This window comes from Kitasatospora sp. NPDC085879 (assembly GCF_040686255.1).
GTDB lineage: Bacteria > Actinomycetota > Actinomycetes > Streptomycetales > Streptomycetaceae > Kitasatospora.
This window is the reverse complement of record NZ_JBFBJZ010000007.1, coordinates 107,569-123,537: the sequence shown is the minus strand read 5'-3', so window position 1 is coordinate 123,537 and position 15,969 is coordinate 107,569. Positions and strand designations below refer to the sequence as shown.

At 73.9% G+C, this 15,969-nt stretch carries 13 protein-coding genes; 5 read left to right on the top strand and 8 right to left on the bottom strand.

Annotation, left to right across the window (positions count from 1 at the left end; all coding sequences use genetic code 11):
* Positions 1 to 200 precede the first annotated feature (200 nt).
* The 3 genes from AB0P35_RS08080 to pdxH form a co-directional block, all read right to left on the bottom strand.
* Positions 201 to 2,630, bottom strand: a complete 2,430-nt coding sequence (locus AB0P35_RS08080) for an FxsB family cyclophane-forming radical SAM/SPASM peptide maturase (RefSeq protein WP_363507952.1) — start codon at positions 2,628 to 2,630, stop codon at positions 201 to 203.
* 5 nt (positions 2,631 to 2,635) lie between these two features.
* Complete coding sequence (fxsA, locus tag AB0P35_RS08075; RefSeq protein ID WP_095873552.1) at positions 2,636 to 2,818, bottom strand: FxSxx-COOH cyclophane-containing RiPP peptide; 183 nt, start codon at positions 2,816 to 2,818, stop codon at positions 2,636 to 2,638.
* 215 nt (positions 2,819 to 3,033) lie between these two features.
* Complete coding sequence (gene pdxH, locus AB0P35_RS08070) at positions 3,034 to 3,660, bottom strand: pyridoxamine 5'-phosphate oxidase (protein WP_095875493.1); 627 nt, start codon at positions 3,658 to 3,660, stop codon at positions 3,034 to 3,036.
* Between the two features lie 400 nt (positions 3,661 to 4,060).
* Here pdxH and AB0P35_RS08065 point away from each other — a divergent pair, with 400 nt between their 5' ends.
* Both AB0P35_RS08065 and serC read left to right on the top strand, forming a co-directional pair.
* Entirely contained in the window at positions 4,061 to 5,161 is a 1,101-nt protein-coding gene (locus tag AB0P35_RS08065) for a citrate synthase 2 (RefSeq protein ID WP_363507947.1), read from the top strand.
* A 119-nt stretch (positions 5,162 to 5,280) separates the two neighbouring features.
* On the top strand, positions 5,281 to 6,399 hold the full coding sequence (gene serC, locus AB0P35_RS08060; protein WP_363507944.1) for a phosphoserine transaminase: 1,119 nt from the start codon (positions 5,281 to 5,283) through the stop codon (positions 6,397 to 6,399).
* Between the two features lie 181 nt (positions 6,400 to 6,580).
* Here serC and AB0P35_RS08055 read toward each other — a convergent pair whose 3' ends face one another.
* Positions 6,581 to 7,438, bottom strand: a complete 858-nt coding sequence (locus tag AB0P35_RS08055; protein WP_363507941.1) for an AraC family transcriptional regulator — start codon at positions 7,436 to 7,438, stop codon at positions 6,581 to 6,583.
* Between the two features lie 83 nt (positions 7,439 to 7,521).
* Between AB0P35_RS08055 and AB0P35_RS08050 the strand changes: the two genes are divergently transcribed.
* On the top strand, positions 7,522 to 9,297 hold the full coding sequence (locus tag AB0P35_RS08050; protein ID WP_363507938.1) for a glycoside hydrolase family 35 protein: 1,776 nt from the start codon (positions 7,522 to 7,524) through the stop codon (positions 9,295 to 9,297).
* 23 nt (positions 9,298 to 9,320) lie between these two features.
* Here the strand turns inward: AB0P35_RS08050 and thpR are convergent, their stop codons facing one another.
* Entirely contained in the window at positions 9,321 to 9,914 is a 594-nt protein-coding gene (thpR, locus tag AB0P35_RS08045) for an RNA 2',3'-cyclic phosphodiesterase (protein WP_363507935.1), read from the bottom strand.
* Positions 9,915 to 9,975: 61 nt separating this feature from the next.
* Here thpR and AB0P35_RS08040 point away from each other — a divergent pair, with 61 nt between their 5' ends.
* Entirely contained in the window at positions 9,976 to 10,491 is a 516-nt protein-coding gene (locus tag AB0P35_RS08040; RefSeq protein WP_095873557.1) for a GNAT family N-acetyltransferase, read from the top strand.
* Between the two features lie 88 nt (positions 10,492 to 10,579).
* Here AB0P35_RS08040 and AB0P35_RS08035 read toward each other — a convergent pair whose 3' ends face one another.
* Positions 10,580 to 11,995, bottom strand: coding sequence for an MFS transporter (locus AB0P35_RS08035; protein WP_306454429.1), 1,416 nt, complete (start codon positions 11,993 to 11,995; stop codon positions 10,580 to 10,582).
* A gap of 238 nt (positions 11,996 to 12,233) precedes the next feature.
* Positions 12,234 to 12,668 (bottom strand): MarR family transcriptional regulator, encoded by a 435-nt coding sequence (locus AB0P35_RS08030; RefSeq protein WP_179419398.1) that lies wholly within the window; start codon positions 12,666 to 12,668, stop codon positions 12,234 to 12,236.
* Positions 12,669 to 12,936: 268 nt separating this feature from the next.
* Between AB0P35_RS08030 and AB0P35_RS08025 the strand changes: the two genes are divergently transcribed.
* Positions 12,937 to 13,938, top strand: coding sequence for an MHYT domain-containing protein (locus tag AB0P35_RS08025; RefSeq protein WP_363507931.1), 1,002 nt, complete (start codon positions 12,937 to 12,939; stop codon positions 13,936 to 13,938).
* Between the two features lie 75 nt (positions 13,939 to 14,013).
* On the opposite strand, the gene AB0P35_RS08020 is transcribed toward AB0P35_RS08025, so the two are convergent.
* Entirely contained in the window at positions 14,014 to 15,705 is a 1,692-nt protein-coding gene (locus AB0P35_RS08020) for a hydrogenase maturation protein (protein WP_363507928.1), read from the bottom strand.
* Positions 15,706 to 15,969: the final 264 nt, after the last annotated feature.

Here is a 15,969-nt window from a genome sequence, read left to right as displayed (position 1 = left end):
CTGTCCATCGGCGGTCGTGCCCCCGGTCAGGGACTTCATCCGGCGCACACCGAAGTGTCATGCGGAGGAAAGAAGCGGGAAGACCAACCGATCGGCTCAATGGTCGGATGGTCTCCCGGACCGGTGTCCTCCAGTTCGGCCACCGCCTCCCGCACCCAACAGGCTGTCACCGCGCCCCGGAACCCAGCGCTGCCCTGTCGTCAGGTCCTGCCGGGGGCTGCGGCCCGGGCCTCCCAGGCGGCCCGGGCCGCGGCCGCCTCGGCGCGTGCGGCGGCCTCGACGGAGGGGCCGACCGGCACGTCCAGCCACGGCCGGACGGCGTTGCCCATGCCCTCGGCGAAGCGCTCGCCGAGCTTGGTGAGGGACCCGGAGGCGGCCAGGGTGTCGACCGCGGCGGCGGTGTGCGAGCGCCAGAGGGCGAACTGGAGGCGGGCCCGGTCGGCGGCCGTACCGGCCAGCCCGTCGTAGGTCCGCACCCGGGTGCCCCAGAACTCGGTCACCGCGAGGTGCGCGTAGGTGCCTTGCAGCAGGCCTTCCAGCGGACGGGGGTCGGGCCGCCAGGGGGCGTGGTAGAGCCGGTCGTCCGCAGGGTCGAAGAGCTCGTGCCGGTCGAGCACGGCACCCAGCTTGACGTGCTGGAACTCGTGGACGAGCAGCAGCGCCAGGATCGGCGCGGTGGCCGGGCGGGCGATGCCGACGGCGCCGAAGGCCTGCCGGGCGGCGGCGCTGACGTCGCGGCCGTCGGGGCCGGGCCGCAGCGGGGTGACGGTGCCGAGGCCGGCGGCGAGGCCGGGCGCGTACGTGGGCAGGTCGCGGCCGACGAGTTCCCAGGCCTCCCGCAGCGCGCCCGTCCAGCCGAGCAGTTCCTCGTCGGAGAGCCGTTCGGCGACCGGCCACTGGTGGCTGTCGCGCTGCGGGTCGGTGTCCTCCAGGGCGAGCGTCCAGCCGGGCAGGGCGACCCGGCGGACGGGCTGCCAGGCGCCGCCGGCCGGGGTGTCCCAGCCGACGGTCGTGCCGCGGACGGTGAAGCCCTCGGCGGTGCCGGTGAGCCGGGCTTCGCCGGCGCCGCCGACGATCAGTCGGCCCAGCGTGGGCAGGTGCACGGCGCCGCCGCGGACGGGGACCGGGAGGTCGACCTCGACGCGCGCGCGCAGCGCCGCGGCGGCGGCCAGCTCGGCGAGGCCGCCGAGGTCGGCGCCGCGTTCGCCGCGCAGGCAGCGGGCGGCCCAGGCGCGCGCGTACGGGTGGCCCAGGACGGCGTCCAGGGCGTGCGGGGCGCGGCCGTCGAGCTCGGCGAGCAGCTGCCAGGCGTCGGGGCGGCCCTCGGCGAGGGCGGCGAGCATCCGCCGGGTGAGCCCGAGCTGGGCCGCGGCGAGGGCGGTGACGGTGGCGCGGTCGCCGTACCCCGCGGCCAGTTGGTCGAACTGGTCGTCCGTCAGGTCCGGTTCGACGGGTGCGGCCTGGGCGGGCACGGTGGCGGCCGGACCGATCCGGTCACGGACGGTGGTGATGAGCTGCATCAGGTCTCCGCAGAAGACCGAGGGATTGGCGAAGCCGCTGCCGGTGCGGTAGCGGTGGGCGTAGAGGCCGCCGCCGCACGAGCGGACGACGGGGCAGGCCCGGCACTGCTCGGCCAGCCCGGCCAGCCCGGACTGCCGTTCGCGCATGCCGGGGTGGTCGGCGACCTGGTCGAGGGTGTGCTCGAACACGGTGAAGCCGGTGGCCGGGGCACCGTCGTAGGCGGTCTTGAGGCTGTCGGCCTGCTCGAAACCGCCGTCGGTCTCGACGACGACGAGGTCGGCGGGGTCGAGCCCGAGGGACTCGGTGAGGCTGGAGCGTCCGCGCAGGGTGCGGTGGACGGAGTCGAAGGTCCGCACCGGCACGGGCCGCCCGTCGGCGCTCCACCGTTGGTGGACGGCGAGCAGCCAGTCCGCGTACGGGTGTGCGCCGAGGCGCTCCGGCCTGGGCGGGGGGCTGTCCCAGGTGGCGTGCGGGAGCAGGAAGTCGATCCGCGGCGGTTCCAGGGCGACGAGCGCCTCGTAGACCGCGATCGGGTCGTTCTCGAGGTCGATGGTGCAGAGCAGTCCGGCGTAGAGGTGCCGGTATTCGGGGCGGCGCAGCAGGTCGAGGGCTGCGAGGACCTTGGCGTGGCTGGAGCGGCCGTCGGCGAAGCGCCGGTGGCGGTCGTTGGCGGTCCGATCGCCGTCGAGGGAGACCCCGACCTTGATGCCGTACTCGGCGAAGAGATCGAGAAACGCGGTGCTCAGGAGCACCGCGTTGGTGTGGATGCGCAGGTCGAGGGCGCAGCCGGGCGGCAGCGCCCGGTGCAGTTCCTCGGCGGCCCGGCGCAGCAGTGCCGGACCGGCGAGCAGGGGTTCCCCGCCGTGCAGCACGACGTGCACGGCGGGCAGGGCGTGGGCGCGAGCGTGTTCGGCGATGCGTTCGGCCGTCCTGGTGAGGACGGCCTCCGGAACGGCCCGAGGCTTGCCGCGCCAACTGGTGTCGGCGTGCTCGTAGACGTAGCAGTGGTCGCAGGAAAGATCGCAACGGCTGTGCATCTTGAGCACGAACTGCGAGAACGGCACCACCGGCGCGGCAGCCGCGTCGTGCGGGCCGCCGGACTCTCCCACCCCTGTCAGATGGACGAGTTGAACGCGGCGACGGCCACCTGGCCGTTCTCCGCACCGGGCAGCGCGCGGTGCAGCTGCGCGGTCAGTTCGTCCGTTCCCAGAGCGGCGAGCGCGGCAAGAGAAGGCCGTGTGACGGCTTCCTCGGCGGGTGCGTCGTCGACAGGCCGGGTGGCGAGTGCAGCGACCATGGGAAGTCTCGATTCTGCGAGGTCAAAGCGCCAATGGGGGAAACGCCGTACGGGACGCGCCCCGATCGTTCCGGCAGGGAAGAACCTCCTGTCCGGCCCCGGGCCCGCGGCCCGCCCCCATTATGCCGCGAGTTTGACGCACTTTCAGCGTTTCTCTTGCTCCGAATCGGGTATCCCAATCGTTTGGGTTAGCCCGGATACGACAGCATGCCCGATCAGGGGCACAGGCGCTCGACGGTCCAGCCGCCCTCGGCGTCCGCCACGAAGATCAGGCGGTCGTGGAGGCGGTTCTCGCGGCCCTGCCAGAACTCGACGGCCTCCGGAACGACCCGGTAGCCGCCCCAGAACGGGGGTACGGGCACGCCCTCGCCCTCGGGGTAGCGGGCGGCGAGGTCGGCGTAGCGCTGTTCGAGGATCTCGCGGCCGGCCACCGGGCTGGACTGCTCGCTGGCCCAGGCTCCGAGCTGGGAGCCGTGCGGGCGGGTGCGGAAGTAGGCGGCGGTCTCGTCCCGGCCGACCTTCTCGACGCGGCCGGAGACGATCACCTGGCGGGCCAGCTCGATCCACGGGAAGAGCAGCGAGGCCTGCGGGTTGACGGCGAGTTCGGCGCCCTTGCGCGAGCCGTAGTTGGTGAAGAAGACGAAGCCGCGGAGGTCGTAGCCCTTGAGCAGGACGGTGCGCGAGCTGGGCCGGCCGGCGGCGTCCGCGGTGGAGAGCACCATGGCGTTGGGCTCGGCCACACCCGCTTCCTCCGCCTCGTGGAACCACGTGGTGAACTGCGTCACCGGGTCGGCGGCCAGATCGCCCTCGGCGAGCCCCTCGTGCTGGTAGTGCTTGCGCATGACGGCGAGGTCCGGGCCCGGCCGGCGTTCGGTAGGCGTCGTCAGGGCAGTCGGGGGGCGTTCCGCGGTAGGCACGGCAACATCATCCCGTACGACAAGCGTTGCGGGCTGCTACGTCCCGGCAAACCCCGGGGGGAGTTAAGGTGTCACGCCACCGCTTGGCCGACCGCCGACCCAGGAACGTCCGGTATGGGTCGGTTTCCTGCCGGGTGTCCGCCGATGATGCCGGATGCCGGAGCGGTCGGGCGTCGCTTTGGGGGAAACATCACCGTCGTGGTGTATGGCGCAATGCACGCCGTGCCTGCCAGGCTGACACCGAGTGCCAACCACCCATGGTCACCCCGGCCCGTCGCACCACTCGCCGCGGCGAGCCGGATCGGATCACTGAAGGAGCCGTCTGATGTCCGACTTCGTACCCGGGCTCGAAGGTGTCGTCGCCTTCGAGAGCGAGATCGCCGAACCCGACCGTGAAGGCGGCGCCCTGCGCTACCGCGGTGTGGACATCGACGACCTGGTGGGCCACGTCTCCTTCGGCCACGTGTGGGGCCTGCTGGTCGACGGCAAGTTCAACCCCGGTCTGCCGGCCGCCGAGCCCTTCCCGATTCCGGTGCACTCCGGCGACATCCGGGTGGACGTGCAGTCCGCCCTCGCCATGCTCGCCCCGGTCTGGGGTCTCAAGCCGCTGCTCGACATCTCCGCCGAGCAGGCCCGCGACGACCTCGCCCGGGCCGCGGTGATGGCGCTGTCCTACGTCGCGCAGTCCGCGCGCGGCCAGGGCCTGCCGATGGTCCCGCAGCGCGAGATCGACAAGGCCGAGACGGTCGTCGAGCGGTTCATGATCCGCTGGCGCGGCGAGCCGGACCCGCGCCACGTGAAGGCCGTCGACGCCTACTGGACGTCCGCCGCCGAGCACGGCATGAACGCCTCCACCTTCACCGCCCGGGTCATCGCCTCCACCGGCGCCGACGTCGCGGCCGCGCTCTCCGGCGCGGTCGGCGCGATGTCCGGCCCGCTGCACGGCGGTGCGCCGTCCCGCGTGCTCGGCATGATCGAGGAGATCGAGCGCACCGGTGACGCGGTGGGCTACGTCAAGAAGGCGCTGGACAAGGGCGAGCGCCTGATGGGCTTCGGCCACCGCGTGTACCGCGCCGAGGACCCGCGCGCCCGCGTGCTGCGCCGCACCGCCAAGGAGCTCGGCGCCCCGCGCTTCGAGATCGCCGAGGCGCTGGAGAAGGCCGCGCTGGAGGAGCTGCACAACCGCCGCCCCGACCGCGTGCTCGCCACCAACGTGGAGTTCTGGGCCGCGATCATGCTGGACTTCGCCGAGGTCCCGGCGCACATGTTCACCTCGATGTTCACCTGTGCCCGGACGGCCGGCTGGTCGGCGCACATCCTGGAGCAGAAGCGGACCGGTCGCCTCGTGCGCCCCTCCGCGCGCTACGTCGGCCCGGGCCCGCGCAGCCCGCGCGAGGTCGAGGGCTACGACTCGATCGCGCACTGACGCACAGCTCTTTCGGGCGGGTCCGGGCGTGCCCGGACCCGCCCGGACCGTGCGGGGATCACATCTCAGCGGGCGGACGTCCGCCCCCGTACGGCCCTCCGGGGCAGTAGGCTGCCGCCGTGGCCCAGATCCAGATCCCCGCTGACATCAAGCCCGCCGACGGCCGCTTCGGCTGCGGCCCGTCCAAGGTGCGCCCCGAGGCCCTGAGTGCCCTCGCCGCCACCGGAACCTCCCTGCTGGGTACCTCCCACCGCCAGGCCCCGGTCAAGAACGTGGTCAAGCGCGTGCGCGAGGGCGTGAGCAGCCTCTTCTCCCTTCCCGAGGGGTACGAGGTGGTGCTCGGCAACGGCGGCTCCACCGCCTTCTGGGACATCGCCGCCTTCGGTCTGGTGCGCGAGAAGTCCCAGCACCTGAACTTCGGCGAGTTCTCGTCCAAGTTCGCCTCCTCCGTGAAGGCCGCGCCGTGGCTGGCCGAGCCGTCCGTGATCAAGACCGAGCCGGGCACCCACCCGCTGCCGGTCGCCGAGGCGGGCGTGGACGTCTACGCGCTCACCCACAACGAGACCTCCACCGGTGTCGCCATGCCGATCCGCCGCCCCGAGGGCGCGGACGCGGGCTCGCTGGTACTGGTCGACGCCACCTCGGGCGCCGGCGGCCTGCCGGTCGACATCACCGAGACGGACGTCTACTACTTCGCCCCGCAGAAGTCCTTCGCCAGCGAGGGCGGCCTGTGGCTGGCGACCTTCTCGCCGGCCGCCCTGGAGCGCGCCGCGGAGATCGCCGGCTCCGGCCGCTACATCCCGCCGTTCTTCGACCTGCCGACGGCGATCGACAACTCGTCGAAGGACCAGACGTACAACACCCCGTCGATCGGCACGCTCTTCCTGCTCGCCGAGCAGCTGGACTGGCTGAACGGCAACGGCGGCCTGGAGTGGGCCGTGGCCCGCACCGCGGAGTCCTCCTCGATCCTGTACTCCTGGGCCGAGAAGTCCTCCTTCGCGCAGCCCTTCGTGGCCAGGGCCGAGGAGCGTTCGCAGGTCGTCGGCACCATCGACTTCGACGACTCGGTCGACGCCGCCGCGATCGCCAAGGCGCTGCGCGCCAACGGCATCGTGGACACCGAGCCCTACCGCAAGCTGGGCCGCAACCAGCTGCGGATCGCGATGTTCCCGGCGATCGACCCGGCGGACGTCCAGGCGCTGACGGCGTGCATCGACTACGTGGTGGACCAGCTCTGACGGCTGCGGACGCACCGAAGGGCCACCGCCTGCGGGCGGTGGCCCTTCGCCGTTCGGTGCCGGGTGTTCGGTGCCGGTCCGGTCACTTCCGCACGAGCGCGCTGACGATCACCACCACGAGCAGCAGCACCAGCGCGCCGGTCACGATCCGCATGCGAGTCTTCGGGTCCACGCTTCGAGGTTAGTCGGTCGCCGGCAGCGCCTCGGCACTGGCCCGTGGCGGCCCGTCGCCGCGCTGCTCGCGCTCCCGGAAGACGGAGGGCGCGACCCCGACCCGGCGGGTGAACAGCCGGGTGAAGTACGCCGGGTCCTCGTAGCCGACCCGGCGGGCCACCGCCGCCACCGGCAGCTCCCCCGCGGCGAGCAGCAGCTTCGCCTCGCTGAGCCGCACCGCCAGCAGGTACTCCTTCGGACCGGTCTCGCCCACGGCCCGCACGGCGCGGCGCAGCCCGGCCACGGACAGGCCGGCCCTGCGGGCGTGCTCGGCGACCGAGTGCGGCAGGAAGGCGTCCCGGCGCAGTGCCTCCAGCACGGTGCCGCCGCGCGGGTCCAGGTCGGCCCGCTGCCGGTGCAGTTCGAGGAGCAGCTCGTGCACCGCGGCCGCGGCCTCGGTGTCCACCAGGGGGCCGCCGCGACGGCAGGCGCCGGCGATCCGGGCGATCACCCGCTGGGCGCGGTCGGCGTCGAGCAGCGGCACCACCTCCTCGTCCGGGAGGAGGCCGAGTTCGGTGTAGCCGGCCAGGCCGGGGCCGGTGAAGTCGACGAAGGCCTCGGACCAGCCGTCCGCGTCGTCCGGGGCGTAGTGGTGCGGCACGCCGGGGCGCAGCCAGACCACCGCGGGGGCGGCCACCGGGCGGCGGGCGCCGTCCGGTGCGGCGTACCAGCCGCGGCCGGCGGTGACGACGACGGCCACCCAGCGGTCCAGGATGCGGGGCCCGACCACGGGCAGCCGCCCGCGCTGCATGCCGACGCCCAGGCAGGCGAGCCCGGTGGCCAGCTGGGCCGGGCCGGGTGTCAGGTAGTGCCACCACCGCTGCACGGCTCACCTCCGGGGACGACAGTCCAACACCTGCCCGGGTTTTGTCCATGGCCGGGGCGGCGCCGTCTGTGCAGGCTGGGGGCATGCTGACCTACGACTCCGCGGGCTTCCGGCTGGACGGGCGCCCGCTGCGCATCCTGTCCGGCGCCGTGCACTACTTCCGCACCCGTCCCGAGCAGTGGCCGGCCCGGCTGGCCGCCGTCCGGGCGATGGGCCTGAACACCGTCGAGACGTACGTGGCGTGGAACGTGCACGAGCCGGCACCGGGCCGGTTCGAGCGGACGGAGGAGCTCGGCGCCTTCCTCGACGAGGCGGCGCGGCAGGGCCTGTGGGCGATCGTCCGGCCGGGCCCGTACATCTGCGCGGAGTGGGACAACGGCGGGCTGCCCGGCTGGCTGACCGCCCGGGTGGGGCGGCGGGCCCGGACCTCGGACCCGGAGTACCTGGCGGCCGTGGACGCCTTCCTGGACGCCGTGCTGCCCGCCGTGGCGGCCCGGCAGGTCGACCGGGGCGGGAACGTGCTGATGGTGCAGGTGGAGAACGAGTACGGCTCCTTCGGCAGCGACGCCGGCTATCTGCGGCACCTGGCGGACGGCCTGCTGCGGCGCGGGGTGACCGTCCCGCTGTTCACCTCGGACGGGCCGGAGGACCACATGCTGACCGGCGGGACACTGCCCGGGGTCCTCGCCACGGTGAACTTCGGCTCGGCACCGGAGGAGGGCTTCGCGGTGCTCCGCCGGCACCGCCCCGAGGACCCGCCGTTCTGCATGGAGTTCTGGAACGGCTGGTTCGACCACTGGGGCAAGCCGCACCACACCCGCGACCCGGAGGACGCCGCCGACACCCTGCGCCGCATCCTGGCGGCCGGGGCCTCGGTCAACCTCTACATGGCGCACGGCGGCACCAACTTCGGCACCGGCGCGGGCGCCAACCACGCCGACCCGCCGTTCAACTCCACCGCCTGGACGCACTCGCCGTACCAGCCGGTGACCACCTCCTACGACTACGACGCCCCGCTGGACGAGCGGGGCACGCCGACCGCCAAGTTCGCGCTGTTCCGGGAGGTGCTGGCCGAGTTCGCCGCGGCGCGGCCCGTGGAGGCGCGCTTCCTCGACGACCGGGAGGCGGCACTGCCGGAGCTGCCGCCGGTGCTGCAGGCGCCGGCGGTGGGGCTCACCGAGTCGGCCGCCCTGCCGTTCGGCCCGGCGGTGGACGCGCCGGTGCCGCCGCTCTTCGAGGAGCTCGGGCTGGAGCACGGCCTGGTCCGGTACACCGCGAAGGTCCCGGACGGGCGGCCGGAGCTGCCGCTCACCGTCGAGGGCCTGCGGGACCGGGCGGTGCTCCGGGTGGACGGGGAGCGGGTGGCCGAGCTGGAACGCGGGGTGGCGCAGCCGGAGCTCGCGGTACCCGGCGGGGTGGCGGTGGAGCTGCTGGTGGAGTCGCTCGGCCGGGTCAACTACGGCCCGCTGGTGGGCGAGACCAAGGGCGTCGACGGTGTCCGGCACGAACGGCAGTACCTGCACCGGTGGCGGGCCGAGGCGCTCCGCCTCGACCCGCTGCCCGCGGCGGAGTTCGGGCCCGCGCCGCAGGACCGTCCGGGGACCGGGGAGCGGCTCGTCCGGGGTGTGCTGGAGCTGGAGGCCACCGGGGACGCCTTCCTCGCGGTGCCCGGCGGCGTGCGCGGGTACCTGTGGGTGAACGGCTTCCTGCTGGGCCGCTACGACGCCCGGGGCCCGCAGGCGACGCTGTACTGCCCGCAGCCGCTGCTCCGCCCGGGCCGCAACGAGATCACCGTCCTGGAACTCGCGGACGCCCACCCCCAGAAGGTCGAACTCCGCCCCGGCCCGGACCTGGGCTGAGCCCGGGGGCGTTCGCCACGCGCTCAGCCGGCCTCCCAGCGGGCGAGGGGCCAGGTGGCGAGGGTGCGGTAGTGGGACGGGCCGAAGCCGGTTTCGCTGAGCATCAGGTGGAACTCGCCGGCCTCCCACTCCATGCCGCGGAAGCCGTCCAACCCGGTGGCGAGGTGCTGCAGCTCGGCGGCGGCCACCCGCTGCTCGGCCCGGCGGCGGCCGCGGCTCGACCCGGCGCGGGCCAGCGTGAGGTGCGGGTGGAAGCCGTACTGGTCGGTCTCGACGCCGACCTCGCCGACCGCGCCGCGGACGGCCTCGGCGAGCCGCCGCAGGGCCCACACCTCGCCGTCCACGCCGGCCCAGAGCACCCGGTCGCCGAAGGTGCCGCAGCCGGCCAGCCGCAGCCGGTGGGCGCCGTGCTCGCCGGCCGTCCGGGCCAGTGCGGCCTCCAGTTCGGGCAGCTCGGTGACGGGCACCTCGCCGAGGAAGGCGAGGGTGAGGTGCCAGCCCTCGGTCCCGCTCCAGCGCAGCCGGTCCGCACCGGGCTGTTCCCGGACGGCGGCCGCGGCGTCGACCAGTTCCTGCAAAGCCTCGCTCGGCGGGTTGACCGCCACAAAGAGCCTCATGGCCCCATCTTCCCCGCAGGCCCCCTTCCGCCGGGCGGGATCCACGACTAGAACGATCCGTATGAAGATCAGAACAGGAGGCCCCGGGGACGCGGCCGACACCCTTGCCCTGCTCGACGCCGCCGTCGCCTGGCTGGCCTCGCACGGGCGGACCGGCCAGTGGGGCGACAAGCCGTGGACCGGCCGCCCGGCCGCGGTGGAGCGGATCCACCGCTACGCGGGCGACTACCTGCTGCGCGCCGCCGAGGACACGGAGGGCCGCACCGTCGGCGTCTGCGTGCTGGCGGAGGAGCCGCCGGACTACGCCACCCCGGCCGGCGAGCGGGAGCTGTACGTGCGGCTGCTGGTCACCGACCGGGAGCGGTCGGGTTCCGGGATCGGCGCGGCCCTGGTCGCCGACGCGGTGGAGCAGGCCCGTTCGCGCGGCATCGGCCTGCTCCGGGTGGACTGCTACGCGGGCGACGACCGCAAGCTGGTCGCCCAGTACGAGCGGCTCGGCTTCACCCCGACCGAGGCCTTCGAGGCGGCCCAGCCGAGCGGGCCGTGGCCGGGGCAGATCCTGGCGATCCGCCTGTGATGCCTGTGACGTCTGTGCCGCCTGTGATGCCTGTGAGCCCGTGACGAAGGACCGGCCGGTGCCGCGTGGGCACCGGCCGGGCCCGGTCTCAGCAGGCGGTGGCCAGGGCCTTCTTCGGCAGGGTGCGCGGCACCACCGCGACCACCCGACGGCCCGCACCCGGGTGCAGGTCGACCCGGACCTTGAGGTCGGCGGCGCGGGCCAGCACCACGGCGACCACCGCGGCGGCGGCCGCCGACACCAGGCCGCAGGCGAGCAGGCCGAGCCGCGGCCCGTACGCGGCGGTGACCCAGCCGACCAGCGGGGCGCCGATCGGGGTGCCGCCGGTGAAGACCAGCACCAGCAGGCCCATCACCCGGCCGCGGACGGCAGGATCGGTGCCCAGCTGGAGCGCGGCGTTGACCGAGGTGTTGAAGGTCAGGCCGAAGACACCGATCAGCGTCAGCAGGGCCGCGAAGGTCCAGTAGCCGGGTGCGAAGGCGGCCAGGACCTCCAGGATGCCGAAGGCCACGGCGGCGCCGACCAGCCTGCGCAGCCGGGGCGCGCCGCGTCTCGCGGCCAGCAGCGCGCCTGCCAGCGAGCCGACCGCCATCGCCGTGTTGAGCAGGCCGTACTCGCCCGCTCCGACCTTGAAGGTGTCGTAGGCGAACCCGGAGAGCAGGGTCGGGAAGTTGAAGCCGAAGGTGCCGATGAACCCGGCCAGCACCATCGGCCACAGCAGCTCCGGCCGCTCGCGGACGTAGCGCAGGCCCTCGCGGAGCTGGCCGCGCTGCCGGGCGACCGGTGCGACGGGACGCAGTTCGCTCTCGCGCATCGCCAGCAGGCCGCCGAGCACGGCGGCGAAGGACAGCGCATTGACCGCGAAGGCCCAGCCGCTGCCGACCGCGGCGATCAGCAGGCCGGCGACGGCCGGGCCGACCAGGCGGGCGGTCTGGAAGTTGGCGGCGTTCAGGCTGACCGCGTTGGCGAGGTCCTTGGCGGGCACCATCTCGCTCACGAATGCCTGCCGGGTCGGGTTGTCGACGACGGTGACCAGACCGAGCAGCAGCGCGAAGACGTACACGTAGCCGGCCGTCACGACGCCGGTCACGGTGAGCACCGCGAGGGCGGCGGCGAGCAGGCCCATCGCGCCCTGGGTGGCGAGCAGCAGCCGGCGCTTGGGCAGCCGGTCGGCGAGCACGCCGCCCCACAGGCCCAGCAGCAGCATCGGCAGGAACTGCATGGCGGTGGTCACGCCGACCGCGAAGGGGCTGCCGGTGAGGCTCAGCACCAGCCAGTCCTGGGCGATGCGCTGCATCCAGGTGCCGGTGTTGGAGACGACCTGGCCGGCGAAGAAGTAGCGGTAGTTGCGGATCCGCAGGGAGGAGAACATTCCTCCGGGCCGGGTGAAGCGGGCCCCGGTGGGGCCGTCCCCCGCCCGTGGTGCGGCGGGGTCGGATGCGGCGGGGGTGACCGCCGCGGGGCGTTCGTCGGGGTCGTCGTCGCCGGTGCCGGGCAGGCCCACGGGGGCGGGCGCCTGGCTCTCGGCGGTGGCAGCGCGGTCGGCTGCGGGTTCTGCGGTGAGGTCGTCGGTACGGGTGGCGGCGGCGCTGGCTGCGGCCGGCGGTGTCAAGGTGGTCTCCCCTCGGGGCGCGGCGACGGGCAGGTACGTCGCTGCGCGGCTGGTGTCACTGATGTGTCCTGCGGTGATGCGGTACTCCTTCGTTCGGGCCGTGGGATGTCGTGCCTGGCAGCCGTGGCTGTCAGAGGTGCGCGAGTTTGTAGAGGGCCGGTGCCGCCGCGCGGACCAGCGCCCACTCCTCCTCGCTCAGCCCCTCGGCCAGTTCGGCCAGCCAGGCGTTCCGCCGCCGGCGACTCTCCATGAGGATCGTCTCCGCCTGCTCGGTGCTGCTGACGACCACCTGACGGCGGTCGTCCGGGTGCGGCTCGCGCCGCACCAGCCCCTTCTCCTCCAGCATCGCGATGATCCGCGTCATGGACGGCGGCTGGACGTGCTCGCGCCGGGCGAGCTCGCCGGGTGTCGCACTGCCGCAGCGGGCCAGGGTGCCGAGCACCCCCATTTCGGTGGGGCTCAGCGACTCCTCGACCCGCTGGTTTCTCAGCCGGCGGGCGAGGCGCATCGTGGACGATCGCAGCTGGCTGACGGCTGCGAGGTCGTCCTCGGACATCTCGGGCATGGTCATTAGACTACGTCATTACCCTCGCTAAGGAAAATCCTTTACGGCCGCCCGCGGCCGGCCTCCCGCCAGGGTGCGGAGACGGGCGGGACATCGTGTCGATCTCCGGTGACAAGATCTTGCGCCAAACGTGAAGTACCGCTACTGACCTGCGAGTTCACCGAATCTCCCGGCGTTGCCCACGAGCGGAGCGGGTCGCTAGGGTTCGGCTTGTCAGGAACACAGCACGCCGGCACTGTGCACCCCTACTCCGCCCCCGGGAGTCCTCTTGGGTCACATCCACCACGCTGTCTACGGCTGGGTGACACCGGCGTTCTCGTACCTCGTCGCATGTCTGGGCGCCCTGGTGGCGCTCCGCAGCACCCGCTGGGCCCTGCTCACCGAGGGGCGCTCGCGGCGCAACTGGCTGCTGCTCGGCACGATCTCGCTCGGCGGCGGCATCTGGAGCATGCACTTCGTCGCCATGCTCGGCTTCGCCGTCAGCGGCGTCGAGATCCACTACAACGTGCCGCTGACCCTGGTCAGCCTGCTCGTGGCGATCGGCTTCGTCGGCATCGGCATCTTCACCGTGGGCCACAGCTCGAACCGGCGCAGCGCCCTGCTCATCGGCGGCGTCGCCACCGGGCTCGGGGTGGCCGCCATGCACTACCTGGGCATGGCCGCGATGCGGTTGCCCGGCCGGATCGGCTACGACCACGTCCTGGTCGGCGCCTCGGTCGGGATCGCCGTCCTCGCCGCGACCGCCGCGCTCTGGGCTGCGCTCAACATCCAGGGCACCGCGGCGGTGCTGGCCGCCTCCCCGGTGATGGGCGTGGCGGTGTGCGCCATGCACTACACCGGCATGATGGCCGTCTCGGTGCACCTCTCGGACAGCGAGCGCACGCCGCCCGGCCCGGTGGCGCTGCAGTTCGTCTTTCCGCTGGCGGTCGGCTTCGGCACGTACGTCTTCATCAGTGCGCTGGCCTTCGCGGTCGCGCCGAGCAAGCAGCGTCCGGTGGTCACCGGCCGGGCCGCACCGCTGCCGCCGAAGCCGGCGGCGCGTCGCGCCCCGGACGACTGGCCGCAGTGGCCGCTGCACGGCACCCCGCGGGAGACGGACCTGTTCTCCCCGGGCACCGGCTACAACGGGCAGACCGGCCAGGGCGCCCAGAGTGCCCAGAGCGGCCAGAGCGGTCGGCGGCGGGCCCGCCCGGCGCCGTCCGCCCCGGTGAGCGGCCGGATCGTGCCCGCCTGGTCGGGTCCGCAGCCCGACGGGCAGCCACAGCACTGAGACGGCCGCGAGGGCCGCACACGACGACGGGCCGGTCCGCCACGGGGGCGGACCGGCCCGCTGCCGTTCTGCGGGTCAGCCGCGGAGGTGCTCCGGGGTCGCGGTCGGGCAGACCTTGTGCACGAAGTCGCGGCGCAGCCGGTGGTAGGGCTCGTCCGGGGCGGTGAAGTTGCGCCGCATGTGCGTCAGTTCCTCGGCGCGGTAGGCGGCGAGCGGCTTGGCGGCCTCGTCGGCGGCCCGGCGGCGCTTCTTCTCCAGCAGCCGGGTGCCCAGCTCGGGCGAGTCGGCGAGCGCGGCCGCCTCCCGCTCCACCCAGCGGCGGAACTCGGCGGCGCTGCCCCGGCGCACCCGGTCGACCAGGCCGACCGACTCGGCCTCCTGCGGGCCGACCGGCAGCGCGGCGGTGGTGAGCCGGCGGGCGGTCTCCTCGCCGACCCGGCGGGGCAGGGTGTACGTCCAGTACTCGGAGCCGTACAGGCCCATCAGCCGGTAGTGCGGGTTGAGCACGGCGGAGGAGCGGCACCAGACCTCGTCGGCGGCGACGGCCAGCATCAGGCCGCCGGCGGCGGCGTTGCCGGCCAGCGCGGAGACGGTGAGCTTGTCGGTGGTGGTGAGGATCGCCTCGACGAGGTCGTCCATGGCGTTGATGTTCTGCCAGGACTCCTCGGCGGGGTCGGCGGCCGCCTCGATGGTGTTGAGGTGGATGCCGTTGGAGTAGAAGTCCCGGGCCGGGCCGAGCACCAGCACCGAGGTGGGCCGGGTGCAGGCCTCCCGGTAGGCGGCGAGCAGCCGCCGGCACTGCCCGGTGCTCATGGCACCGCCGGGGAAGGCGAACTCCAGGTACCCGACCCCGGCGTCCTCGCGGTAGCGCAGCTGGGAGTACGTGCTGCGCCGGGCCGCCTCCCAGGGGGTGACGGGCGCCTCGGGGACGCCGTCGAGGAGGTCACCGAGCGCCTGGTCGGCGGGCAGCTTGAAGGTGGCCGGGCCGCCGGGGGTGCGGCGCGGGCGCAGTTGCGGGATCCACACGGCGCCGTCGGTGGTGGCCCGGCAGATCGCGCCCTCGCGGGTGGCGAGGACGGCGCCGGGGGCGCCGCGCAGGCGGTCCTCGGGGTGGCCGCCGTGCAGGAAGTGCTCGCGGCCGTACAGCTCGTCGAGCACGCCGGGCTGGGAGTCGCCGGAGCGCAGCTTCCGCAGCACGGTGGCGGTGTCGTCGGCGGCCCAGTCGATCCGCCGGTACTCCTGGGCGTGGTACGGGCGGAGCGTGCCGCGGACGTCCCAGCGGGAGTAGTCGAGCGGCTCGGGTTCGAACCAGCCGCTGTCGTAGCGCTCGACGGCGAGCAGCACGGCCTCCAGGGCGGCGTCGGCGACCTCGGTGCGGTACGCCTCGCTCTTGCCGCAGGCGGGCAGGGTGAAGGGGACGGAGGCCCAGATCGGGCCGGCGTCCATCTCGGCGACGGCCTGGAGCACCGTCACGCCCCACTCCTCGGCGCCCTGGTGGATGGCCCAGTCGAGGGAGGAGGGCCCGCGGTCGCCCTTGGGCCCGGGGTGCACGATGAGGACGGGGTGTCCGCGCCAGACGTCCTCGGGCACGGCCCGGGTGAGCATCGGCGCGAGGACGAGGTCGGGTTCGAAGCGGCCGACGGCGGCGCGGACGGGCTCGTCCCCGAGGGCGAGTTCGACGGCCACGGTGTGGCCGCGGTCGCGCAGCTCGGTGTGGACACGCTGGGTGAGGCTGTTGAACGCGCTGGCGACCAGCAGGATGCGCAAGGTGGCCCTCCGACGACATGTCACGGTGGTGGGGGAGTCCCGACCGGTCGGCTCCGGATGCCGCAGATGCCTACCCGGGAGCGCGGCCGGCATCACCGGGTACGGGCGCCGGGGCAGGGGCGGGCCGGCCGGGGTCCGGCCATCCAAGCATGGTCATGGACACGCAAGTTGCCAGATCGGGGCGTGTTGACGGCCCCTGCACAACACCCGCCCGGAACACGCGCCCCCTCCGTCGAATGGACGCCGGATCGCCACCCGTACGCC

What these genes read in the sequence shown, in the direction of transcription:
- AB0P35_RS08030 (WP_179419398.1), bottom strand. Translation starts at nt 12,668, where the DNA reads ATGCCCGAGATGTCCGAGGACGACCTCGCAGCCGTCAGCCAGCTGCGA.
- pdxH (WP_095875493.1), bottom strand. Translation starts at nt 3,660, where the DNA reads ATGCGCAAGCACTACCAGCACGAGGGGCTCGCCGAGGGCGATCTGGCC.
- AB0P35_RS08050 (WP_363507938.1), top strand. Translation starts at nt 7,522, where the DNA reads ATGCTGACCTACGACTCCGCGGGCTTCCGGCTGGACGGGCGCCCGCTG.
- AB0P35_RS08040 (WP_095873557.1), top strand. Translation starts at nt 9,976, where the DNA reads ATGAAGATCAGAACAGGAGGCCCCGGGGACGCGGCCGACACCCTTGCC.
- thpR (WP_363507935.1), bottom strand. Translation starts at nt 9,914, where the DNA reads ATGAGGCTCTTTGTGGCGGTCAACCCGCCGAGCGAGGCTTTGCAGGAA.
- fxsA (WP_095873552.1), bottom strand. Translation starts at nt 2,818, where the DNA reads ATGGTCGCTGCACTCGCCACCCGGCCTGTCGACGACGCACCCGCCGAG.
- AB0P35_RS08065 (WP_363507947.1), top strand. Translation starts at nt 4,061, where the DNA reads ATGTCCGACTTCGTACCCGGGCTCGAAGGTGTCGTCGCCTTCGAGAGC.